This window comes from Gordonia sp. NPDC062954 (assembly GCF_044543825.1).
Classification (GTDB): domain Bacteria; phylum Actinomycetota; class Actinomycetes; order Mycobacteriales; family Mycobacteriaceae; genus Gordonia; species Gordonia tangerina.
Genome location: NZ_JBITWL010000004.1, coordinates 216,032 through 234,453 on the forward strand (window position 1 = coordinate 216,032; position 18,422 = coordinate 234,453).

Sequence of the window (18,422 nt, forward strand, 5' to 3'; positions counted from 1 at the left end):
CACCGCATTCAGTTGATTGCCGTCACGTCCGTCAGCACCACCCGCAACGGATGCTCGATCTCGTCGCGCCACAGTCGGGCGGCGAGGTAGAAGGCGCCGGCCACCGGCACCGGCAACAGTCCGGCCAGCACGAAGGTGGCGGTGAGCCCGATGGCATGGCTGATCGGCGCGGCCACCGCCATCGACACGGGCATCAACGCAACAGACACGAAGAAGTCGAGACTGGCCACCCGACCCAGTAGTTCGGGCGGCACCCGCCGCTGCAACAGCGTGCCCCACAACACCATCGGGCCGTCGAACATCACGCCCATCAGAAGGCCGGCGGCGACGAACATCCACGTGGCGTCGGCGACACCCATGATCACCAGGGGCACACTGGAGAAGCTCCAGATGCCGAACATGACCGACAGGTACCGTCGCGGCATCGGGATCGACGCGAACACCAGCGAGGCCGACGCCGCTCCGATCCCGAACCCAGTCAACACCAGCGCGTGATCGGATGCGCCGGCGCCGAGTTCACGCAACGCGAACGGCACCAACACCTCGATCGGCCCCATCACCGCGAGAACGAGAATGCACGCGAAGAACAGCGTCGCCCACAACCACGGGGTACGCCACATGTACGCGAACCCCTCGAGCAGATCGGTGACAACCGACCGCACCGGATGCGCCGTGGTCGCGGTCAGATCCCGTCGCACCGTCACCGGCGTCATCGCCACATACGCCAACGCCGACGACGCGCTGGCAACGCCGGCGAGTACGATGGCCGCCGCCGGTGAGGCCATCGAGATGGCGCCGCCGGCCACGATGGGCCCGATGGCCTGAAAGATCACCGGCCGCAGAAACCCCTCGATCCCGTTGGCCGCCTGCAACTGTGCGGCTTCCACCACGCTGGGCAGCAGCGCCGAGTAGGCCGGGTAGTACATGCCCATCGTGATGCCGCCGAGCAGCGATGCGCCGATCAACACCGGCAGGGACAACACGCCGAGCAAGCCGGCGACACCGACGATGCCGAAGGCTGCGAGCTTGACCAGTTCCAGCCCGATCATGATGCGCCGCTGCGACACCCGATCGGCGAGGATGCCACCCGCCAGGGTGGACACCACCATCCCCACCGCGGCGACGCCGGTCACCACGGCGAGCTGCCCGGGGCCACCGCCGAGTTCGATGACCTGCCATACCACCCCGACCGTCCACACGCCGTCGGCGAACATCGCCAACATCAACCCGAGAACGAGCAGCCGGTACTGCCGCAGCGCGAAGGGTTTCAACGCCGCGGGCAGTTGGTTTCCGGCCGACACGCTCACCTACCCAGCTTGCCGGATATGCAGGTCAGCAAGCCAACGATTTTCTTTCACCCGCATTTCAGCGCTTCTTCAACCGAAGCTCGCTACTTTCGCTGTGTGGATACTCTCAACGGATTGCCTGCGCACCCGCTCCTCGTGCACATCCCGGTGGTCTTCGTGCCCTTGACGGCTCTCATGGCCATCGTTGTCGTGTTGTGGCCGGCGGCACAGCGCCGGCTGGGAATCTTGGTGCCGCTGTTCGCCCTCGCCACCCTGATCGCGATACCGATCACCACCAGCGCCGGCGAAGCACTCCAGCAGCAGCTGGGCAACCCGCCGTTCATCGAGCACCACGCCGAACTCGGCGAGCAGATGATCTACTGGTCCGGGCCACTGTTCGGCCTCACCGTGCTGTGGTGGGCGTTGCACAACGAGCGGATCGTCGCTGCGGTACAGACCCGAGTGCCGTCGATGACCGGCCTGACCCGGCGTGTGGTGGACATCGTGCTGGCCGTGGCGATTCTCGCCGTCGCCATCGCATCGATCGTGATGGTGTACCGCATCGGTGACAGTGGCGCCCAGGCGGTATGGGGGTAGCCTATGAACCGAACAGCGCCCGAGCCGCACGGACATTGATCTCATGCGCGTGTTGGTGATCGAAGACGACCCGCGAGCGGCCGAGACGTTACGGCGAACGCTCACGGCAGATGGCTGGGCGGTGGATGTCGCCGAGGACGGCGCCGAGGGTGTCGAGACCGCATGTGTGCGTACCTACGACGTCATCGTCTGCGACATCATGATGCCGGTGCTCAACGGCTACGAAGCGGTCCGCGAGCTCCGCCGGCGCGACGTGTGGACTCCGGTCATGATGCTCACCGCCAAGGACGGAGATTACGACCAGGCCGATGCGTTCGACCTGGGCGCCGACGACTACCTCGTCAAACCCTTCTCCTTCGTGGTCCTGTCCGCCCGGCTCCGAGCTCTCGTGCGCCGCGGCGCACCGGAGCGGCCCGCGATCCTCCGCGCCGGTTCGCTCAGTCTCGACCCCGCCCGGCGTGAGGTTCGGCGCGACGACGAGCTCATCGAGTTGACCGCTCGAGAGTTCGCCGTCCTCGAATACTTCATGCGTCACAAGGGATCGGTGGTCTCCAAGGCCGAGATCATCGCGTCGGTATGGGACGCCCACTACCGCGGCGACGACAATATCGTCGAGGTCTACGTCGGTTACCTTCGTCGGCGCATCGACACGCCTTACGGTCGCCGGTCGATCCTCACTGTCCGCGGCGCCGGCTACCGACTTGCCGAGGACGGCGGCGACTCGACTGCCTGATCCGTTTCCGGTAGTGGCAGTGACACAGTGATGGTCGCACCGCCGCCGGGGGTCTCGGTGACTCCGACGGTTCCGTGATGGGCCCGGACGATCTCACCGACGATCGACAGACCCAGTCCCACCCCGCCGACGCTACGCGTGCGGGTCGGGTCGAGCCGCACGAATCGCTCGAAGATGCGTGCGCGATCCGGCTCCGGAATTCCTGGACCGTCATCGGCCACCGACACTTCGGCCGTGGCACCGCAGATCGCCATCGAGACATCGACGGACGTTCGGGCGTGACGGGCAGCGTTGTCGCTCAGATTGCGCAGAACCCGAGAGATCTGGCCCCGATCCCCGCGCAGACGTACCGGGAGGACGGTGGCGGTGACCGTCAGGTCGGTGGTGAGGTCAAGCCGGGTGATCTCGTCGTTGACGAGGTCGTCGAGGTCGATATCGGCCAACTCGGGAGTCATCCCGAACTCATCGGCACGGGCGAGCAGCAGCATGTCGTCGATCAGATCACGCAATCGATGTGCCTCCGGCAGAAGCAGAGTCGACACCGTCGCGTGGTCGATCGGCTCGCCGGTTCGGCGTGCGAGTTCGAGCAGTCCCAGAATCGTAACCAGGGGGCTGCGCAACTCGTGTGACGAGTCGCCCACGAAGCGCACCTGTTGTTCCCGGGCGAAGGCCAGCCGGTCCAACATCTCGTTCATGGTGGTGGCCAGGGTTGCGATCTCGTCCTCGGTGGCCGGCACGGGAATGTGCTGCGCGCGGCCCGAGCGCGAGATCGCCGCCACCTCTGCGCGGATGGACTCCACGGGCCGCAAAGCCCTGCCCACCAGATAATGGGTGGCGACGACGGATGCGGCGACGATGATCGGGAAAACCACGCACAGCACCGCGAACACCGTCCATACCGTGGCATGGATCGGACCTTCCGCGGCGCCGACCACAACGGTCACCGTTTCGTCGTCCGGGGTCGCGACGCCCTGCACCGTCACGCGATATTCGGGCTCATCATCGCCGTACGCGGCGTCGACGACGGTCTGACGCTGATCGGCCGCCACCGGCCCCACGATGCCGCGGCTTTGCTGGTCACCCGAACTGGCGGCAACGACCCTGCCAGCCGGATCCAGAATCTGGACCAGGTCGATCGTGTCGGTGTGGACGAGCAGCGCCGGATCGATCCCACCCACACCGTCCGTGGCGGCCGAGTCGGCGATCTCGGTGGCACGCGAGGACGTCGCCGCATCCGCGGAGGAGGTGAGCGAGTGATACAGCACGAACAGCACCACACCGCCGGCGATGGCCAGAGCCAACGTCAGCATGCCTGCGCCGAACACGGTCAGCCGCGTGCGCACACTGGTGCGCCGCTGCCGCACACCACGACCCGACGGGTGACGTCGGCGCGACCGCTTGGGCATCCCCCGAATGTACGTCGTCGCGACGCCTTCCCGAACGGCCCGCAGAGACCGGCAACGTCCGCGCCGGTGCGCACCCGCGCGGGCACCTGTCAATTTCAGCCGGCATTCAGCGGCGTACAGCAGTCCCACAGGTGCCTAGCCACATGCTGGCCTCATGAAGCGGTTCTCGGCCCTCATGATCGCGACCGTCCTACTGTTGCTCGTGTTGGCGTACGGAGTGGGCGTGATGACCCGACACCAGCCGTTGGAAGCGCTCGACGAGTCCACTCTCCAATTCGTGCTCGATCACCGGGACCCCACGCGCAGCGGCATCGTTGTCCTGGTCACCGCCCTGTTCGGACCCCTGTGGGTCGCGGTGATGACGATGACAGCAGCGGGAGTCGCATTCGTCGCCGACCGCACCGTGGTTCGTGCGCTGACCATCGTCGCCACCGTCAGCGCAGCAGGCGGGATCTGCGAGATCCTCAAAGTTGTCGTACACCGAGCGCGGCCACCGGCAATCGATCAGATCACCACGGTAGAGACCGTCAATTCCTACCCCTCGGGACATGTGACGGGCATAGCCGCCCTGCTCCTGGTGTTGGCCGTGATCATCACCCATACCACGCTCACGCGATCGATCGCGATCATCTCGGCCCTCGCGCTCACCGCGGTGGTTGCGGCGACTCGGCTGTACATGGCAGCGCACTGGCTCACCGACGTCTCCGCGGCGGTGGCGCTCGCCGGCGCAGCAGCGCTCACCGTACCGGTTGCGGTTCGCGGCGTCGTTCTCAGATTCCCCATTGCCGCAACAGGTACTGCGCGACATCGGCATCCAGCGCAAGGGCGGCACGAAAGCCGGTGAGCAGATCCATCGACAGCGTCGGCTCGGCTTCCAGCAGCGGAACGGCCATGTCGTACAACGCGATCTGCTCGTGCACGGCATCGGCCTCGACGTGTTCGTCGAAGAATGCAGTCGCGGCATCGCCGTAACCCAGTCGTCGAAGACCTTGTGCGTTGCGTTTGTTCGGGATCGACGAGGTGCACTCGAGTGCCAGCAGGTGGCCGACGACCGCCGCCCGCAGTTCACGCCGTGAAGCGAACAATGTCAACGCATTCGACCATGCCAGGGTGATGGCCGGCAGCCCGCTGGCGTAGAGGGCGTAGTCGGTGGTCAACCCGAGTGCCTGCATTGTCCGAGCGAACAGCGTCGAGTGCATCCACTCGTGACGTCCGCCGCCGTACTCGTCGCTTTGGATCTCCACCAGGGCGGCCTTGGCGCGGCCGGTCAACCGCGGGATGGCGGTGGTGTGCGGATCGGCTTCACGCAGGTGGTAGAGCGACCGATGCCGGAGCAGGTCCCGGTAGTGTTCGACGGTCCCGTTCGTCGCAAGGTGCACCGACAGCGGTGGTGAGTCCACGGCGGCGAGCTCGGCGCGCACTCGATCAGGCAGCTCGGCGGCGGTACACGCCACGATCGGACCTGTCCGATCCCGGATCGCGGCCTCGAGTGCACCACCCAACCGCCACCGCAGATCGGCCACCGCGGGATGTTCGTTCCAACGGTCGTCGACACCGGCCAGTCCGCGACCGTCTAGCTCGGCCAGCAAGAACCATGTGCGCTGTGCGTCGAGGTTGTCGAGAAGCGTTGCATCGTGAGGGAGCGTCAACAGCGCCTGATCGCCGACCGCCAGGCCGCGGCGTGGGTCGTGTGGGTTGCCGTCGAGCAGTTCGGCCAGGGCCCGACCGAGGTCACCGCACGGCTCGACCATCGGGCAGCGCCCGGCCCCAACGGTTTCCGTGGTCACGTCGCCATCCACCCACGTTCGGCCACCGGTCGGCGGCTGCGTTCGTCAACTCGCTCGCGTCCGGCCGCCTCGTGGCGCACCATGGTGATATGGATTCCGCTCAGTTCGAGAACCCGCGCAGTGCGCGTCGCGCCCCCGCGCGCATCACGGTCACCCCCGGTGGCCCCCTGGTGGTGCGTGGCGACGTCGAGATCGTCGACACCCTGGGCGATCCGGTGCCGCGGCGCCGCGCCACGGTGGCCCTGTGCCGGTGTGGCCGGTCGGCGATCCAGCCGTACTGCGACGGGAGTCACGCGGTTGGTCGTTCCCCCATCCGCGGCGAGTGAGTGGCGTCGAGGCTGCCGGGTCACATCGACTCCACGCGCTGCACGATGCGTGTCGACACCGCGTCGATCTCGCAGTGGCCGAATGCTTCTGCGCTGCCTGTCATCCGCACGACGAGACCGCCATCACGGGTCGGTGAGCCTTCCACCTGCAGCAGCCACCGTGTGTGCGAAGGCGGGAACACGTGGAGTCGACCGGGGTAGGCGGCAGTATCGATCGCCGGTGTCCACCCGATGAGCAGCGGCACCGCGAACAGGTGGCCGTCCACCGCCGGACGCCCGAGAGCGCACAGCACGTCCTCCATGGGCTGCGTGGTCGCGTCGATACATGCTCGGGCGACCTCGGTGGCACACCGATGATCGGCATCGGCGTCGAGCGGGATCAGCGCGCTGAGGACGAAATCGCCGACGACGTCCTCGGAGCCGGCCGGCCGTCGGGAGATCGGGGTTGCCGACATGATGTGTCGATCGCTGGTGACATCGGCCAGCGCCGCCGCGACGACGCCCCGGAACGCCTCGAACGGTGTCATGCCCCGGGCGGCGGCGTCCTCAAGAAAACGCTCGTAGAATCGCACACCGATCACGGTCCTGGCGCGAACTGCCGCGGCGATCGGCAGGTGGTCGGGCGTGATGCCGGCCAGCGTCCACGCCGCATCCGGTGCGGCAGAGACGATGTCGGCGTGGCGAGGGTCTCCACTCGACTCGGTCGGACAGTGCCACGGCCCGGTCGGCGCCGGCGGCAGGCGCCGACCCTGCATCAGCGCGGTCGCCTCAGCAGCCACGATCGCCAGCGACTGCCCGTCGACAGCGATGTGGTGCGCGACGATGACCACCGCCGTCACGGTGCCGGCGGGGCCGGTGACCATCGCGACAGCGACCGGAGGAGCGGTTCGCACGTCGAGCTTTACCGAGAGTTCCGCAGCGATCAGCTCCAGATCGGTGCGTCCGGGCGTCGCCGGCGACTCGGTCACCGACAGCACCGCGTCCACCGAGATGTGCGATTCGGTGTGCACGACCGGACCGTCGGCGGTGTCGGGAAAGCTGGAGCGCAACAACGGGTGTCGGTCCAGCAGTGTCTGCACCGCAGAACGCACGTCGGCCGGCTCGGCCGCGGCTGCAGACTCGGGTACCCACGCGATGCGGATGAGTTGCGCGGCCCGATCACCGGGTTCGCGGGACACGGTGCGCTCGGCGGCAGACAGAGAACGCTCGCACTGCCGCTCGCTCGGCGAGGGCGACGGTCGCGAGGGCTGCCGGGGTGTGTCCGACATCCGGGCGGCGACCTCGGCCAGAGCGGGTGCGGTGAGCAGGTCGTTGGCGGTGACCTCGGGATATCCGGCGGCGGCGAGTACCCGGGCGGCCCGTATCACCGCCAGCGAGTCGCCACCGTTGTCGAGGAAGCTGCGATCGAGATCGATCGACGTCACGCCGACCGCGTCAACGACGGCCTCGAGCACCAGCTCTTCTCGTACCTCCCGGGGCCGACGAAGCGCCGGCTGTTCGGGCAGGTGGTGCGCATCGAGCGCCCGCCGGTCGAGCTTGCCGTTGCCGGTTCGGGGCAGCTCGTCGAGACTGACGATCCACGACGGGATCATGTAGGTCGGCAGACTCCGCGCGAGATGGCTGCGCAGATCGCCGGCATCCGGTGACGTACCGGGTGATTCGGGTACCACGAAGGAGATCAGCGCCTTTCGGCCGGAGGGCAGTTCACGCAGGACTGTGGCGCTGTGCCGCACTGCGTCGGCCATGCTCAGCGCGGCATCGATCTCGCCGAGTTCGATGCGCAGTCCGCGCAGCTTCACCTGGTGATCTCGGCGCCCCAGGATGTGTACCTCCCCGTCGTCGGTCCACGTGGCGAGATCACCGGTTCGGTACATCACCGGGTCGTCGGCGAACGTGCACGCCTCGAAGACGGCGGCGGTCTGTTCTGGGTCGTCGAGGTACCCGTCAGCCACCTGGGGACCCGAGCAGTGCAGGGTACCGAGCGCGCCCGGTGGTTGGGGCCGTCCTCGGCGGTCGAGAATCGCTTCGGTCACCCCGACCATCGGTGGTCCGACCGTCACCGGTCGGCCCGGAACGAGCTCGCCGGAGAAGTTGATGCTGCACCGGGTTTCGGTGGGCCCGTACGCATTGCGCATCCTCACGCGGTCGCCCCAGGTTGCCACCAGCCGGGCCGGGATGGCTTCGCCACCGAGCACCACGTGCTGAAGTCGGTCGGCGACACCGACGGGCAGGGTGTCGAGTACCGACGGCGTCACGATGATGTGGGTGACGTCGCGCTCGTCGATCACAGCGGCGAGCGCGTCACCGCCGTGCGCCGTCGTCGGTGCGACGACCAGGGCAGCGCCGGTGGCCACCGAAGACAGCATCTCGACGATTCCGGTGTCGAAGGTGGGCGCGGATGCGTGCAGCATCCGGGATTCCGGTGTGAGCGCATATGACCGCCGGATCTCTGCCACCAGCGCAGGAATTCCGCGATGTGGCATGTCCACACCCTTCGGCTGACCCGTCGATCCGGAGGTGAACAGTAGGTATGCGCGGTCGTCGGCACCGCGGTCGATCCCGGGGGGTTGCCATGCGGGTTCGTCGGTGGTGTCCGATGTGGACTCGTCGATGCCGGTGATGTCGAGTTCCACCCAACGCACCGGCGGCGGACCCGGTCGGCCCGGGGCGCACAAACCCACTCGGACATTGGTGCGCGCCAGAATTTCCCGCGTCCGGCTTGCGGGCGCGAATGGATCATTGACGGGCACCCACACTGCGCCGGCCCGGACCACCGACCAGAACGCCACGACCGACGTCGCCGACCGGTCGACGCACACCGCCACCGCGTCCCCCGGTCCCACCCCCTCGCTGATGAGCGCCCGGGCACCACGATCGGCGGCGGCCACGAGGTCGCCTCGAGTGAGTACGACATCACCGTCAAGGATCGCCGGCTCCGCCGGACGGTGCACGCGAAGGTGCTCGAGCATTCCCGCGGTCGGGACGAACGGTGGCGCCGGCGGCCCACTGCGGCAACGGAAACGGCCCCACTCGCCGGGCAGGAAGATCGACCTGTCCGACACCGGCTCGTGCCCGTCGATCTCGTCCAGCGTCGCAGCCAGGTGTCCGTCGAATCGGGCAGCCAACGTCGCCAACCCATCCGAGTCGACCCGCTCGGACGGCGCCTCCCAGGTGATCGCCCGCAGTCCGTCGTGATCGGCCGGGTGCAGGGTGACCGCCACATCGCCGACCGGTCCGGTCCGCAGCACCTCGATCTGCCAGTGCACCCCGTCCACGGTGGGCCGGCTCACCGCAGGTAGGAGGTTGACCACCGCACCGAAGTCGGTGATGTCCTCGCGCGCACGCATCATCTCTTCACGCCGGAACAGCTGGTGGCGCAGGCTTCCCACCACGGTGGTGGCGACCTGCGTGACGGCACTACGCACTGGCCTATCGCCGATCCCGTTGAGGGACAGTGGAATCACGTTCGACAGGGGTGCGACAGTCCGCTTGCGCACACCTGATGTGCGGGCCGCGACCGGCAGCGACAATCCGACGTCGGTAGTGTCGAGCATCCGCGCGCAGAAGGTCGCGAAGGCGGCCACTGTCTCGGTGGATGTCGGCGACCGTTCGCCCGTCACCTGCCTCGTGACGCGGGTGATGGCGGAGGTCGGGACGGTCGGCGCGCCGGCGAGAAACGATGATTCGTGGCGGGCCAGAGTGTCTGCCCAGTACGACGCGTCGGTATCGTGCCGATCAGACTGTTGGTAGCGCGCGTCAGCGCGGTCGATGTCTGCGTCGCTCGGTACGCGTAGATCGCCGGCACACGCGGTTCCGCCGTACACATCGGCGATGTGTCCCATCACCCGCCAGGCGCCGGCACCGTCGGTCAGCACATGGTGGACGCGTACCACCCAGTGATGCAGTTGCGGGTGCATGGTGTGCAATTCGCTGCGCCACAACGGTGTGGTGAGATCGGCGCCGTCGAGCGCATCGATGAACTCGTCGGCGCGCAGAGCGCCGGCGGTCACCGGGTCGGGCTCGCCAGAGAGATCCACGAGTTCCACCACGGCCCGCCCGGAGCCTGCCGGCCGCAGCGGCTGCGCGCAGTCGGGGTCCGCGGGAGACAGTTCGGGCGGGATGTGCACGTCGTGCCAACCGATGTGGTCGAGCACGTCCCGGGTCGACCGGATGAGGCGACGGGTGTCGAGGGGTCCGACGAGGGTGACGCGGAAGGCGACCACATGCGAGACCTGGGGCCGAAACAGTTGCGCCAACCAGAGCGCTCGTCGGGCGACCGTCACCGGTGCACCGGCCCTGTCGCCGAGATGCACGCTCGATGAGACGTTCCGATGGCCGCGAGGTCATTGCCGATTGTGTGTACCACCTGTCGTCGGGTTACGACCCGACAGGACTTCGGCGACCGTCCGGTCGCCGCGGTTCCCGCCGCCCCAGTGAGTACTCATACCGCCAACCTATGGTGCAGAAGTTGAAAGGGTGCTGAACCCGCGGGTCAGGCCCCGAGCGCCCGCGCGAACATCGGCCAGGACTGGTGCATCTGGTCCTGCCAGTATCCCCAGGAGTGCGTACCGGCGGCCGGGAAACGCACGGTCGCCGGGATGCGTAGTGCCGCCAGCCGACCGGCCAGGGTCTGCGTGCAGTATCGCGACACCGCCTCGGAAACACCGCCGACGGCCACCTGGTCGGCCAGTGCCCCGACGTTCCCACCGATCCTGCGGTCGCTCAGCGTGTCATGCGCGCCGGGTAGACCGGTCGCGGCGCTGATCCAGAGTGCGGGTGTGCGATTGCGCAGCTTGTAGGCGTTCACCACCGGGTCCTGTGCGGTCCATTGCGGGTCTCCCGGCGGACCGTACATGTTGCTCGCGTCGGCACCGCCCGGGAAGAACGCGACGGACCGAAGTGCGAGCTGCCCCTGGGGAGAAGCGGTGTCCGCACACCCGGAGTACGCACCGACAGCGCGGTACATTCCGGGATGGTTCTCGGCGATCCGGATCACCGCGGTCCCCGACATCGAGATCCCTGCAATCCCCCGCGACCGAGCGAGCCCAGTGACGCCGCCGTGTGCGCGTTCGAACGCCCGGGGCAACTCGGAGGTCAGGAAGGTCTCCCACCGCAACGGCCGATTCGTGGTGACCCCGAAGCGGAAGTTCGCAGCCGGATCGACACGCCGCCAGTCCGCGTAGTAACTCGCGGCGCCGCCGATCGGGGTGACGGTCCAGACGTTCTTGCGGGCGTAGAAGGCGTTGGCGTCGGTGGCGTGCGTCCAGTCGTCGTCCTTCTCGCCGCCGGTCGATCCGCTCAGCAGATACATCACAGGCGCACCCGGATTGTTGTTGGCCGGCGACTGCACCAGCACCGGGACCTGGGTGTGCATCGACGGCGACCACACCGAGGCCACAAAGTTGCGTGGCGACGTCCGCGTCTCTCGGTAGGGCGCGGCCGAGGTGGCGTGTGCGTACCGAACACCGTCCAGGGTGTCCCCGCGTGCCGGGGTGTGACCTGCGACGACCGCGGTTCCGATGACAGCGGACAGCGCCAGCAACATGGCCGCGGCACTGCGGGTCACTACTCGAATCGACTGTGGCATGGGGCCCTTTCGGGTCGCGGAGTGCCCGGGATCGGCCGCCGGACAATGCCATAGTAGGCACAGGGCCGGTGTTACCCGGAGCGCATTGGGTCAAACGTCCAGGAGGTGACATGACCGGCCGCGGATCAGCGCAGAACGCCCGGCCCGTGATGTTGGGCGTCACCGTGCTCGCGCTCACCCAGTTCGTGATCATCGTCGATGAGACCGCGGTCTCGATCATCGGCCCGGTGATGGCGCGGGACCTGCATCTCGGAGCCGAAGCCCGACATGTCCTGATCACCCCGTTCGCGGTGGCATTCGTCTGTGCGCTGCCACTCACCGGAGCACTGCTTCGGCGAGCCGACCCGCGGGCCGCCGTGATCCCGGCAGCGATCGCCTTCGCGCTGACCGCGGGCGCAGGCGCTGCGGCACAGAACCTCCCGCAACTCGTCGGGGCACGGGCTGCGCAGGGTGCGGCCGCGGCGGTCAGCGCAACGTGCCTGCTCGCGTCTGTGCATCTGGTCACGTCCGGGCACCCGCTGCGGGTCCGCGCATTCGCCGTGTTCTCGCTGGTATCCGGTGCCGGGGCCGTCTCCGCGCTGGTGCTGATCGCACCCTTGGCGAGCGCGTCGTGGCGCTGGTGTTTCGTCGCGGTCGCCGTAGGGGCCGTGGGGTGCGCCGGCGCATGGATGGCGGTGTCGCGGCGACTCCGGCGATTGTCGCCGGAGTCGCCCGATGCGCCCGACCCCGCACTGTCCGGGGACGTGCCACCGCGGCCAGACCATCTCACCGCGTGGACATTCGCGGCCGTCATCGGAGCAAACGCCGTGCTCGCACTCACCGTGATCAGTGTGAGCTTTGAGCTCCAGCAGGATCACGGGTGGTCGCCCACCCAGATGGGCTGGGGGTTCCTGGTGCTCAACGGTGCCGCCGCGCTCGGTGCCCTCACGGTGGCTCGAGTCGGCGCGGCGAGCTCGGTGCGCCTGCCGTTGATTGTCGGCATGTTCGTCCTCGCCGGTTCCTGCATCTTGTCGGCGACCGTTGCGAGCACGCCGATCACGTTGCTCCTCATCACGATCCCGGTGGGTCTCGGTATCGGGGTGGTGTTCCCCGTCGCCAATCACGGCACCCTGGACACCGCAGGCGCACGTCCGGTCGGGCGGGCCGCGGCGCTCGGGGCCGCGCAGCAGGCAGGACTGGCGGCCGGCGCGATCGTCGCCGCCACACGTTCAAACATCGTGGTGCTGGGGGTGGCGGTCGTCGTCGCCGTCGGGGTACTGACCGCCCTGCTGCTGACCGCGACAACCGCCCGCACCTGATACGCCGATGGCGCGGCCGCTACGCAGACTTCTTGGCAGCGGTCTTCTTTGCCGTGGTCTTCTTGGCGGCCGTCTTCTTCGCCGTCGACTTCTCGGTGGTCTTCTTGGCCGCGGTTTTCTTCGCCGGCGCCTTCTTTGCCGGTGCTTTCTTCGCCGCCGCCTTCTTGGCCGGTGTCCTCTTCGCGGTGGACTCCTCGTCGTCGGATCCACCGCCGGAGTCCTTGTCCTTCACCGATGCTCGCAGCGCGGCGAGCAAATCGGCCACCTCGGAGTCCTCGTCGGCCTCGGGCTCCTCGTCACTTTCCGGGAACGCCTCGGCACCATCGGCCTTGGCTTCCACGAGTTTCGACAGTTCGTTCTGGTAGCGGTCCTCGAACTCCGACGGGTCGAAATCCTTGGCCATGGTCTCGATCAACGACGCCGCCATGTCGAGCTCCTGCGGGCGGATCTCGGTGTCTTCCTCCAGGAACGGGAAGTCCGCGGCACGCACCTCGTCGGGCCACAACAACGTCTGCAGCGTCATCACGCCGTCCACCACCCGCAACGCAGCCAACCGGGTGCGGTTACGCAACGTGAACTGGGCGATGGCGAGTCGTTCGGTCTTCTGCAGCGCCTGCGCGAGCAACGCATACGCCTTCGGCGATTTCGACGATGGCTCGAGGTAATAGGGCTTGTCGAAGTAGATCGGGTCGACCTGTTCGGTCGGCACGAACTCCAGGATCGAGATCTCCGGGCTCTTCTGCACCGGCAGCGTCGCGAGGTCCTCCTTGGTGAGGATCACCGTCTCGCCGGAGTCGGTCTCGTAGGCGTTGGCGATGTCGGAGTAGTCCACCTCGGTGTCGGTGCCCTCCCGCACCCGGCGGTACCGAATTCGCGTGCCGTCCTTGGAATCGACCTGGTACGACCTCCGGTCGTGACTTTCCGTGGCGGAGTACACCTTGACCGGCACGTTGACCAGGCCAAAGCTCAGATCGCCCTTCCAGATCGAGCGCATGCGCCCCATTGTGCCACCCATTCGCGCGATCCTCGGCCCCGACGACAAGTCGGGCGTGGACAATGGACGTCATGGGTGGTGGTGAGAGCCTCGACATCGACGGCCGGCGTATCCCCATCACCAATCTCGACAAGGTGCTGTTTCCTGCCACGGGGACCCGGAAATTCGAGGTCATCGACTATTACTCGCGGATCGCGGCAGTCATGTTGCCGCACCTGGCGGGCCGTCCGATCACCCGCAAGCGGTGGCCGAACGGGGTCGAGTCGATGCCGTTCTTCGAGAAGGATCTACCGTCATCGGCGCCGGATTGGCTCGCACGGTTCGGCGAACAGCACAGCAAACGCGTCATCACCTACCCGCTCGCGACGTCGCGGGCCGACCTGGTGTGGTTCGGGCAGATGGCCGCGCTGGAACTGCACACCCCGCAGTGGCGCGTGCCGGCCGACGAGGCAGCACCCAAGGCTGATCGCCTGGTCCTCGACCTCGACCCCGGGCCGGGGGTGCCGCTGACGCAGTGCGCTCAGGTCGCGTTGATGATTCGCGACATGCTGGAGGCGGCCGGGCTGACGGCATTCCCGGTGACCAGCGGTGGCAAGGGTATGCACCTGTACGCCCGGTTCGATCGGCCCGTCTCCCCCGATTCCGCCCGCACGGTCGCCAAGCAGATCGCCACCTCCCTGGCGGCCGCACATCCCGACGACATCACCGCGACCATGGCGAAATCCGTCCGTACCAGCAAGGTGTTCATCGACTGGAGCCAGAACAGCGGATCGAAGACCACCCTCGCGCCCTACTCGATGCGTGGCCGCGAGCAACCATGGGTGGCCGCACCGCGCACCTGGACCGAACTCAGCGAGCCCGATCTCGCGCAGTTGCTGTTCAACGAGGTCCTCGAACGGGTCGACTCCGTCGGCGATCTCCTCGCCGACCTCGACGAGCTGCCCGAACTCGATGACGCCTCCCCGCCCCCAGCGGAGACCCGGAGCGCCAACGGAGGGTCGCCACGTTGGGCCCCCGAACCGAATCCCGTCGTCAGCCTCGGCGAGTACCGCCGCAAACGTGACGCCGACAAAACCCCCGAACCCTTCGGCGACGACGCCCATCGCGAACGGACACAGTCCGAAGACACCCCGGGCGACCCGATCTTCGTCATCCAGGAACACCACGCCCGGCGCCTGCACTACGACTTCCGGCTCGAACGCGACGGTGTGCTGGTGTCCTGGGCGGTGCCGAAGAACCTGCCCGACGACCCGGGTCAGAATCGGCTGGCCGTACACACCGAAGACCACCCGATGGACTACGCCGACTTCGAAGGTGACATCCCGGCCGGCGAATACGGTGGCGGCCACGTGGAGATCTGGGATCGCGGCACCTACGAGACGGAGAAGTGGCGCGACAACGAGGTCATCGTGCGGTTGCATGGCAACCGAATCCAGGGCCGCTACGCATTGATCAAGACCGGTGACAAGAACTGGCTCGCACATCTGATGAGCGACGAGCCGCGACCGATCCTGCCCGACAGCCTGCGTGATCCGCGGCCGATGCTGGCCACCGACGAATCGATCGAGAACCTGGACGGGCGAGACTGGGCGTTCGAGGGTAAATGGGATGGCTATCGAATCCTGTTGCGCTACATCGACGGGAACTTCCGACTCACCTCCCGATCGGGCATCGACATGACCGCCGACTTCGCCGAATTGCAGTCCATTGCCGATGATCTGGGGCTCATCGACGTGGTCCTCGATGGCGAGGTGGTGGCCCTCGACGCCAGCGGCCGCACCAATTTCACCCTGCTGTCGGCGCGCAACAACACCGACGAGGAGCTGACGCTGAAGTTCTACATCTTCGACATCCTCTACCTGAACGGGACTTCCCTGCTACGCAGGCCGTGGTCGCAGCGTCGTGAGCTGCTCACCGAACTTGCGCCGGCCTTCGCCCGTTCGGCCTACGCCGAGGTTCCGGCGTTGCTACCAGGGCCAGGCCGCGCGGCAGTCGAGGAGAGCCGCGAACAGGGCTACGAGGGTGTCGTCGCCAAGCGCCGGACGTCGACATATCAGCAGGGTCGTCGCACCACCCAGTGGCTCAAACACAAGAACTGGAGCGACATCGAGGTGGTGGTCGGCGGCTACCGCCCGGGCCGGGGCAATCGGGCGCACACCATCGGCTCATTATTGCTCGGGCTCCCCGAGGACAACGGGCTGCGGTATGTGGGCCGCGTCGGCACCGGCTTCACCGACGCCCAATTGCGGTCCCTGGCCGAGGAACTCGAGCCCCTGCGGATCAACCGCTGCCCGTTCGTCGACAAGCTCGACCGACCGGTGGCCTCCAGCGCCGTCTGGGTGCTACCCAAGATCGTCGGCGAGGTCCGGTTCATGGACTGGACCACCACCGGCCACCTGCGCCATCCCAGTTGGCGCGGCATCCGCCGGGACAAACTGCCCGGCGACCTGTGAGGAGAAGGGAGGACCCACGTCCAACGAACTCATCGCCATCAGCACTCCCGACGGCGTGGCTGATGCCTATGTGACCACTCCCGACGACGTGCCCGGCCCCATGCCCGGTGTGCTGTTCATCGTCGACGCAATCGGCTTACGTCCGCAGACAAAGGCGATGGCCGATCGGATCGCGTCCTGGGGCTATGTCGTACTGGCGCCCAACGTGTTCTACCGCGACGGGACCGCTCCCACTTTGGAACCCGTCGGCGACCTGACCGAGCCGGAGAACCGTGCGACGTTCAAGTCCGAGGCAATGTCGCGGGTGAAGGCACTCACCAACGACCTCGCCGAGCGTGACCTGTCGGTCTACATCGACACCCTCCGCGGGCGCGACGACGTCCGCCACAGCGACATCGGTGTCACCGGCTACTGCATGGGCGGCCGACTGGCGTTGCTGGCCGCGGCGACCCGCCCCGACGCGGTCGGTGCGATCGGTATGTTTCACACGGGCGGCCTCGTGACCGACAACCCGGACAGCCCACATCGCCTGCTGCCGAGAATCCGAGCCGATGTTCTGGCGATTCACGCAGACCAGGACCGTTCGCTGCCGCCGGAGGCCGTCGCCGAGTTCGAGCACGCGTTGACCTCATGTGGGGTCAGCCATTCGGCTTGGGTCCACGAGGGTGCCCACCACGGGTTCACCATGGCCGACACGGCCGCGTACCATCCGGCGGCGGCCGAAGAACACTTCGAGCGACTCGACGAGCTGTTCACCCGAACACTTCGTTGACGCGCGGTGGGCGCGGGACCCTAGACCTCGAGGATGACCTTCACGCAGTCGGCGGAACGCTCCGCGACGCGCGCGTAGGCTGCCGCGGCGTGCTCCAACGGCATACGGTGGGTGAAGATCCCGTCGGTGGACAGCTCACCCGAACGCACCAGCGGCAGGAGCTCCGGCCAGGCCTGCTGGATGGGTGCGGTGGTAGATCGCAGGGTGACGCTACGGATCAGGGCCATGGTCGCGGGGAACGGGAACGGGTTGAGGTCGTGCACGCCGACGACCGACACCGTGCCGCCGGCCCGAACAAGCGACAACGCGCTGCTCATGGTGGTGTCGCTGCCAACCGCGTCGATCACCGCGTGCGGCCCCCGTCCACCGGTCTGCTCGGTCAGGACCCCCAACTCCGAAGGGTCCAGCCCGACCGCACCACTCGCGGCGGCCGTCGCACGACGACCGGCCACCGGGTCGACGGCGTAGACGGTCTCGGCACCGAGCGCCAGGGCGCTACGCACCGCGCACAGACCCACCGCCCCCAACCCCGTGACCACTGCGCTACCACCTGCCGGGATGTCGGCGCGCCGGGCGCCGGCCCAGCCGGTCACCAGGTTGTCGGTCAGCAGCAGCGCCGCCTCGGCGCCGAGATCGTCGGGCATCGAGAGCAGTTGGAAGTCCGCGGCCGGTACCGCGAGGAGTTCGGATTGGGCACCGCCGAGAACGCCGCATCCGAAGATGACCGGCCCCTGCACACAGGTAACCGGGTCCAGCGTCGAACATCCATCGCATGCACCGCAACCGGCCACCGACGACACCACCACCCGGTCGCCGACGGCATGCTCGCGCACCTGCGACCCCACCTCGACGACGGTGCCGAAGGCTTCGTGCCCCAGGGAGATCGGCGCGATGAGCGGGTAGTCACCTTCATAGAAGTGGAGGTCGGACCCGCAGATCGCGGTCTGCTCCACCTGCACGATCGCGCCGTCGGGGCCGGGCAGGACCGGGTCGTCGACGGTGTCGACCCTGACCTCACCGGGGTTCTCGATCAGTACGCTTCGCATCAGCAGATCCCTCCAGCACCCGCGGTCGACGGCGGCCATCGAAGATGTGGCCATCGTTGAGGTGTGGGGTCCCCCGACCCTGCCGCGTTCATCGGTACACAGTAGGCAGCCGACGCGGCCGCTCGTGGCTTTTTGCG

14 protein-coding genes are annotated in these 18,422 nt (G+C 67.6%); 7 read left to right on the forward strand and 7 right to left on the reverse strand.

Annotation, left to right across the window (positions count from 1 at the left end; translation table 11 throughout):
• Nucleotides 1-8: 8 nt before the first annotated feature.
• On the reverse strand, nucleotides 9-1,307 hold the full coding sequence (locus ACIGKQ_RS06440; RefSeq protein ID WP_266060723.1) for an MFS transporter: 1,299 nt from the start codon (nucleotides 1,305-1,307) through the stop codon (nucleotides 9-11).
• 96 nt (nucleotides 1,308-1,403) lie between these two features.
• Between ACIGKQ_RS06440 and ACIGKQ_RS06445 the strand changes: the two genes are divergently transcribed.
• Entirely contained in the window at nucleotides 1,404-1,883 is a 480-nt protein-coding gene (locus ACIGKQ_RS06445; protein ID WP_266060721.1) for a DUF2231 domain-containing protein, read from the forward strand.
• A 43-nt stretch (nucleotides 1,884-1,926) separates the two neighbouring features.
• The gene (locus ACIGKQ_RS06450) at nucleotides 1,927-2,616 is read left to right on the forward strand and encodes a response regulator transcription factor (RefSeq protein ID WP_235722875.1); all 690 of its coding nucleotides are present in this window, start codon (nucleotides 1,927-1,929) and stop codon (nucleotides 2,614-2,616) included.
• Here ACIGKQ_RS06450 and ACIGKQ_RS06455 read toward each other — a convergent pair.
• On the reverse strand, nucleotides 2,577-4,022 hold the full coding sequence (locus ACIGKQ_RS06455) for a cell wall metabolism sensor histidine kinase WalK (protein WP_235722876.1): 1,446 nt from the start codon (nucleotides 4,020-4,022) through the stop codon (nucleotides 2,577-2,579). The genes ACIGKQ_RS06450 and ACIGKQ_RS06455 overlap by 40 nt on opposite strands.
• A 154-nt stretch (nucleotides 4,023-4,176) precedes the next feature.
• On the opposite strand from ACIGKQ_RS06455, the gene ACIGKQ_RS06460 reads away from it, so the two are divergent.
• Complete coding sequence (locus tag ACIGKQ_RS06460) at nucleotides 4,177-4,866, forward strand: phosphatase PAP2 family protein (protein ID WP_235722877.1); 690 nt, start codon at nucleotides 4,177-4,179, stop codon at nucleotides 4,864-4,866.
• Here the strand turns inward: ACIGKQ_RS06460 and ACIGKQ_RS06465 are convergent.
• Nucleotides 4,793-5,809, reverse strand: coding sequence for an iron-containing redox enzyme family protein (locus tag ACIGKQ_RS06465; protein WP_396572800.1), 1,017 nt, complete (start codon nucleotides 5,807-5,809; stop codon nucleotides 4,793-4,795). The genes ACIGKQ_RS06460 and ACIGKQ_RS06465 overlap by 74 nt on opposite strands.
• Before the next feature lie 89 nt (nucleotides 5,810-5,898).
• Here ACIGKQ_RS06465 and ACIGKQ_RS06470 point away from each other — a divergent pair, with 89 nt between their 5' ends.
• Nucleotides 5,899-6,135 (forward strand): CDGSH iron-sulfur domain-containing protein, encoded by a 237-nt coding sequence (locus ACIGKQ_RS06470; RefSeq protein WP_235722879.1) that lies wholly within the window; start codon nucleotides 5,899-5,901, stop codon nucleotides 6,133-6,135.
• A 20-nt stretch (nucleotides 6,136-6,155) separates the two neighbouring features.
• Here the strand turns inward: ACIGKQ_RS06470 and ACIGKQ_RS06475 are convergent, their stop codons facing one another.
• Together ACIGKQ_RS06475 and ACIGKQ_RS06480 are read right to left on the reverse strand one after the other, a co-directional pair.
• Nucleotides 6,156-10,418 (reverse strand): amino acid adenylation domain-containing protein, encoded by a 4,263-nt coding sequence (locus ACIGKQ_RS06475; protein ID WP_396572802.1) that lies wholly within the window; start codon nucleotides 10,416-10,418, stop codon nucleotides 6,156-6,158.
• Between the two features lie 209 nt (nucleotides 10,419-10,627).
• The gene (locus ACIGKQ_RS06480) at nucleotides 10,628-11,680 is read right to left on the reverse strand and encodes an alpha/beta hydrolase family protein (protein ID WP_266060892.1); all 1,053 of its coding nucleotides are present in this window, start codon (nucleotides 11,678-11,680) and stop codon (nucleotides 10,628-10,630) included.
• A gap of 152 nt (nucleotides 11,681-11,832) precedes the next feature.
• On the opposite strand from ACIGKQ_RS06480, the gene ACIGKQ_RS06485 reads away from it, so the two are divergent.
• Nucleotides 11,833-13,020 carry an MFS transporter gene (locus tag ACIGKQ_RS06485; protein WP_266060716.1) on the forward strand — a complete coding sequence of 396 codons (1,188 nt, stop codon included), beginning with the start codon at nucleotides 11,833-11,835 and terminating at the stop codon, nucleotides 13,018-13,020.
• 19 nt (nucleotides 13,021-13,039) lie between these two features.
• On the opposite strand, the gene ACIGKQ_RS06490 is transcribed toward ACIGKQ_RS06485, so the two are convergent.
• A complete protein-coding gene (locus ACIGKQ_RS06490; protein ID WP_235722882.1) occupies nucleotides 13,040-14,014 on the reverse strand; it encodes a Ku protein in 975 nt (324 codons plus the stop codon).
• A 71-nt stretch (nucleotides 14,015-14,085) separates the two neighbouring features.
• Here ACIGKQ_RS06490 and ACIGKQ_RS06495 point away from each other — a divergent pair, with 71 nt between their 5' ends.
• Together ACIGKQ_RS06495 and ACIGKQ_RS06500 are read left to right on the forward strand one after the other, a co-directional pair.
• Complete coding sequence (locus ACIGKQ_RS06495; RefSeq protein ID WP_396572805.1) at nucleotides 14,086-16,467, forward strand: ATP-dependent DNA ligase; 2,382 nt, start codon at nucleotides 14,086-14,088, stop codon at nucleotides 16,465-16,467.
• Between the two features lie 55 nt (nucleotides 16,468-16,522).
• On the forward strand, nucleotides 16,523-17,239 hold the full coding sequence (locus ACIGKQ_RS06500; protein ID WP_396572807.1) for a dienelactone hydrolase family protein: 717 nt from the start codon (nucleotides 16,523-16,525) through the stop codon (nucleotides 17,237-17,239).
• A 20-nt stretch (nucleotides 17,240-17,259) separates the two neighbouring features.
• On the opposite strand, the gene ACIGKQ_RS06505 is transcribed toward ACIGKQ_RS06500, so the two are convergent.
• Nucleotides 17,260-18,285 (reverse strand): alcohol dehydrogenase catalytic domain-containing protein, encoded by a 1,026-nt coding sequence (locus tag ACIGKQ_RS06505; RefSeq protein WP_396572809.1) that lies wholly within the window; start codon nucleotides 18,283-18,285, stop codon nucleotides 17,260-17,262.
• Nucleotides 18,286-18,422 lie beyond the last annotated feature (137 nt).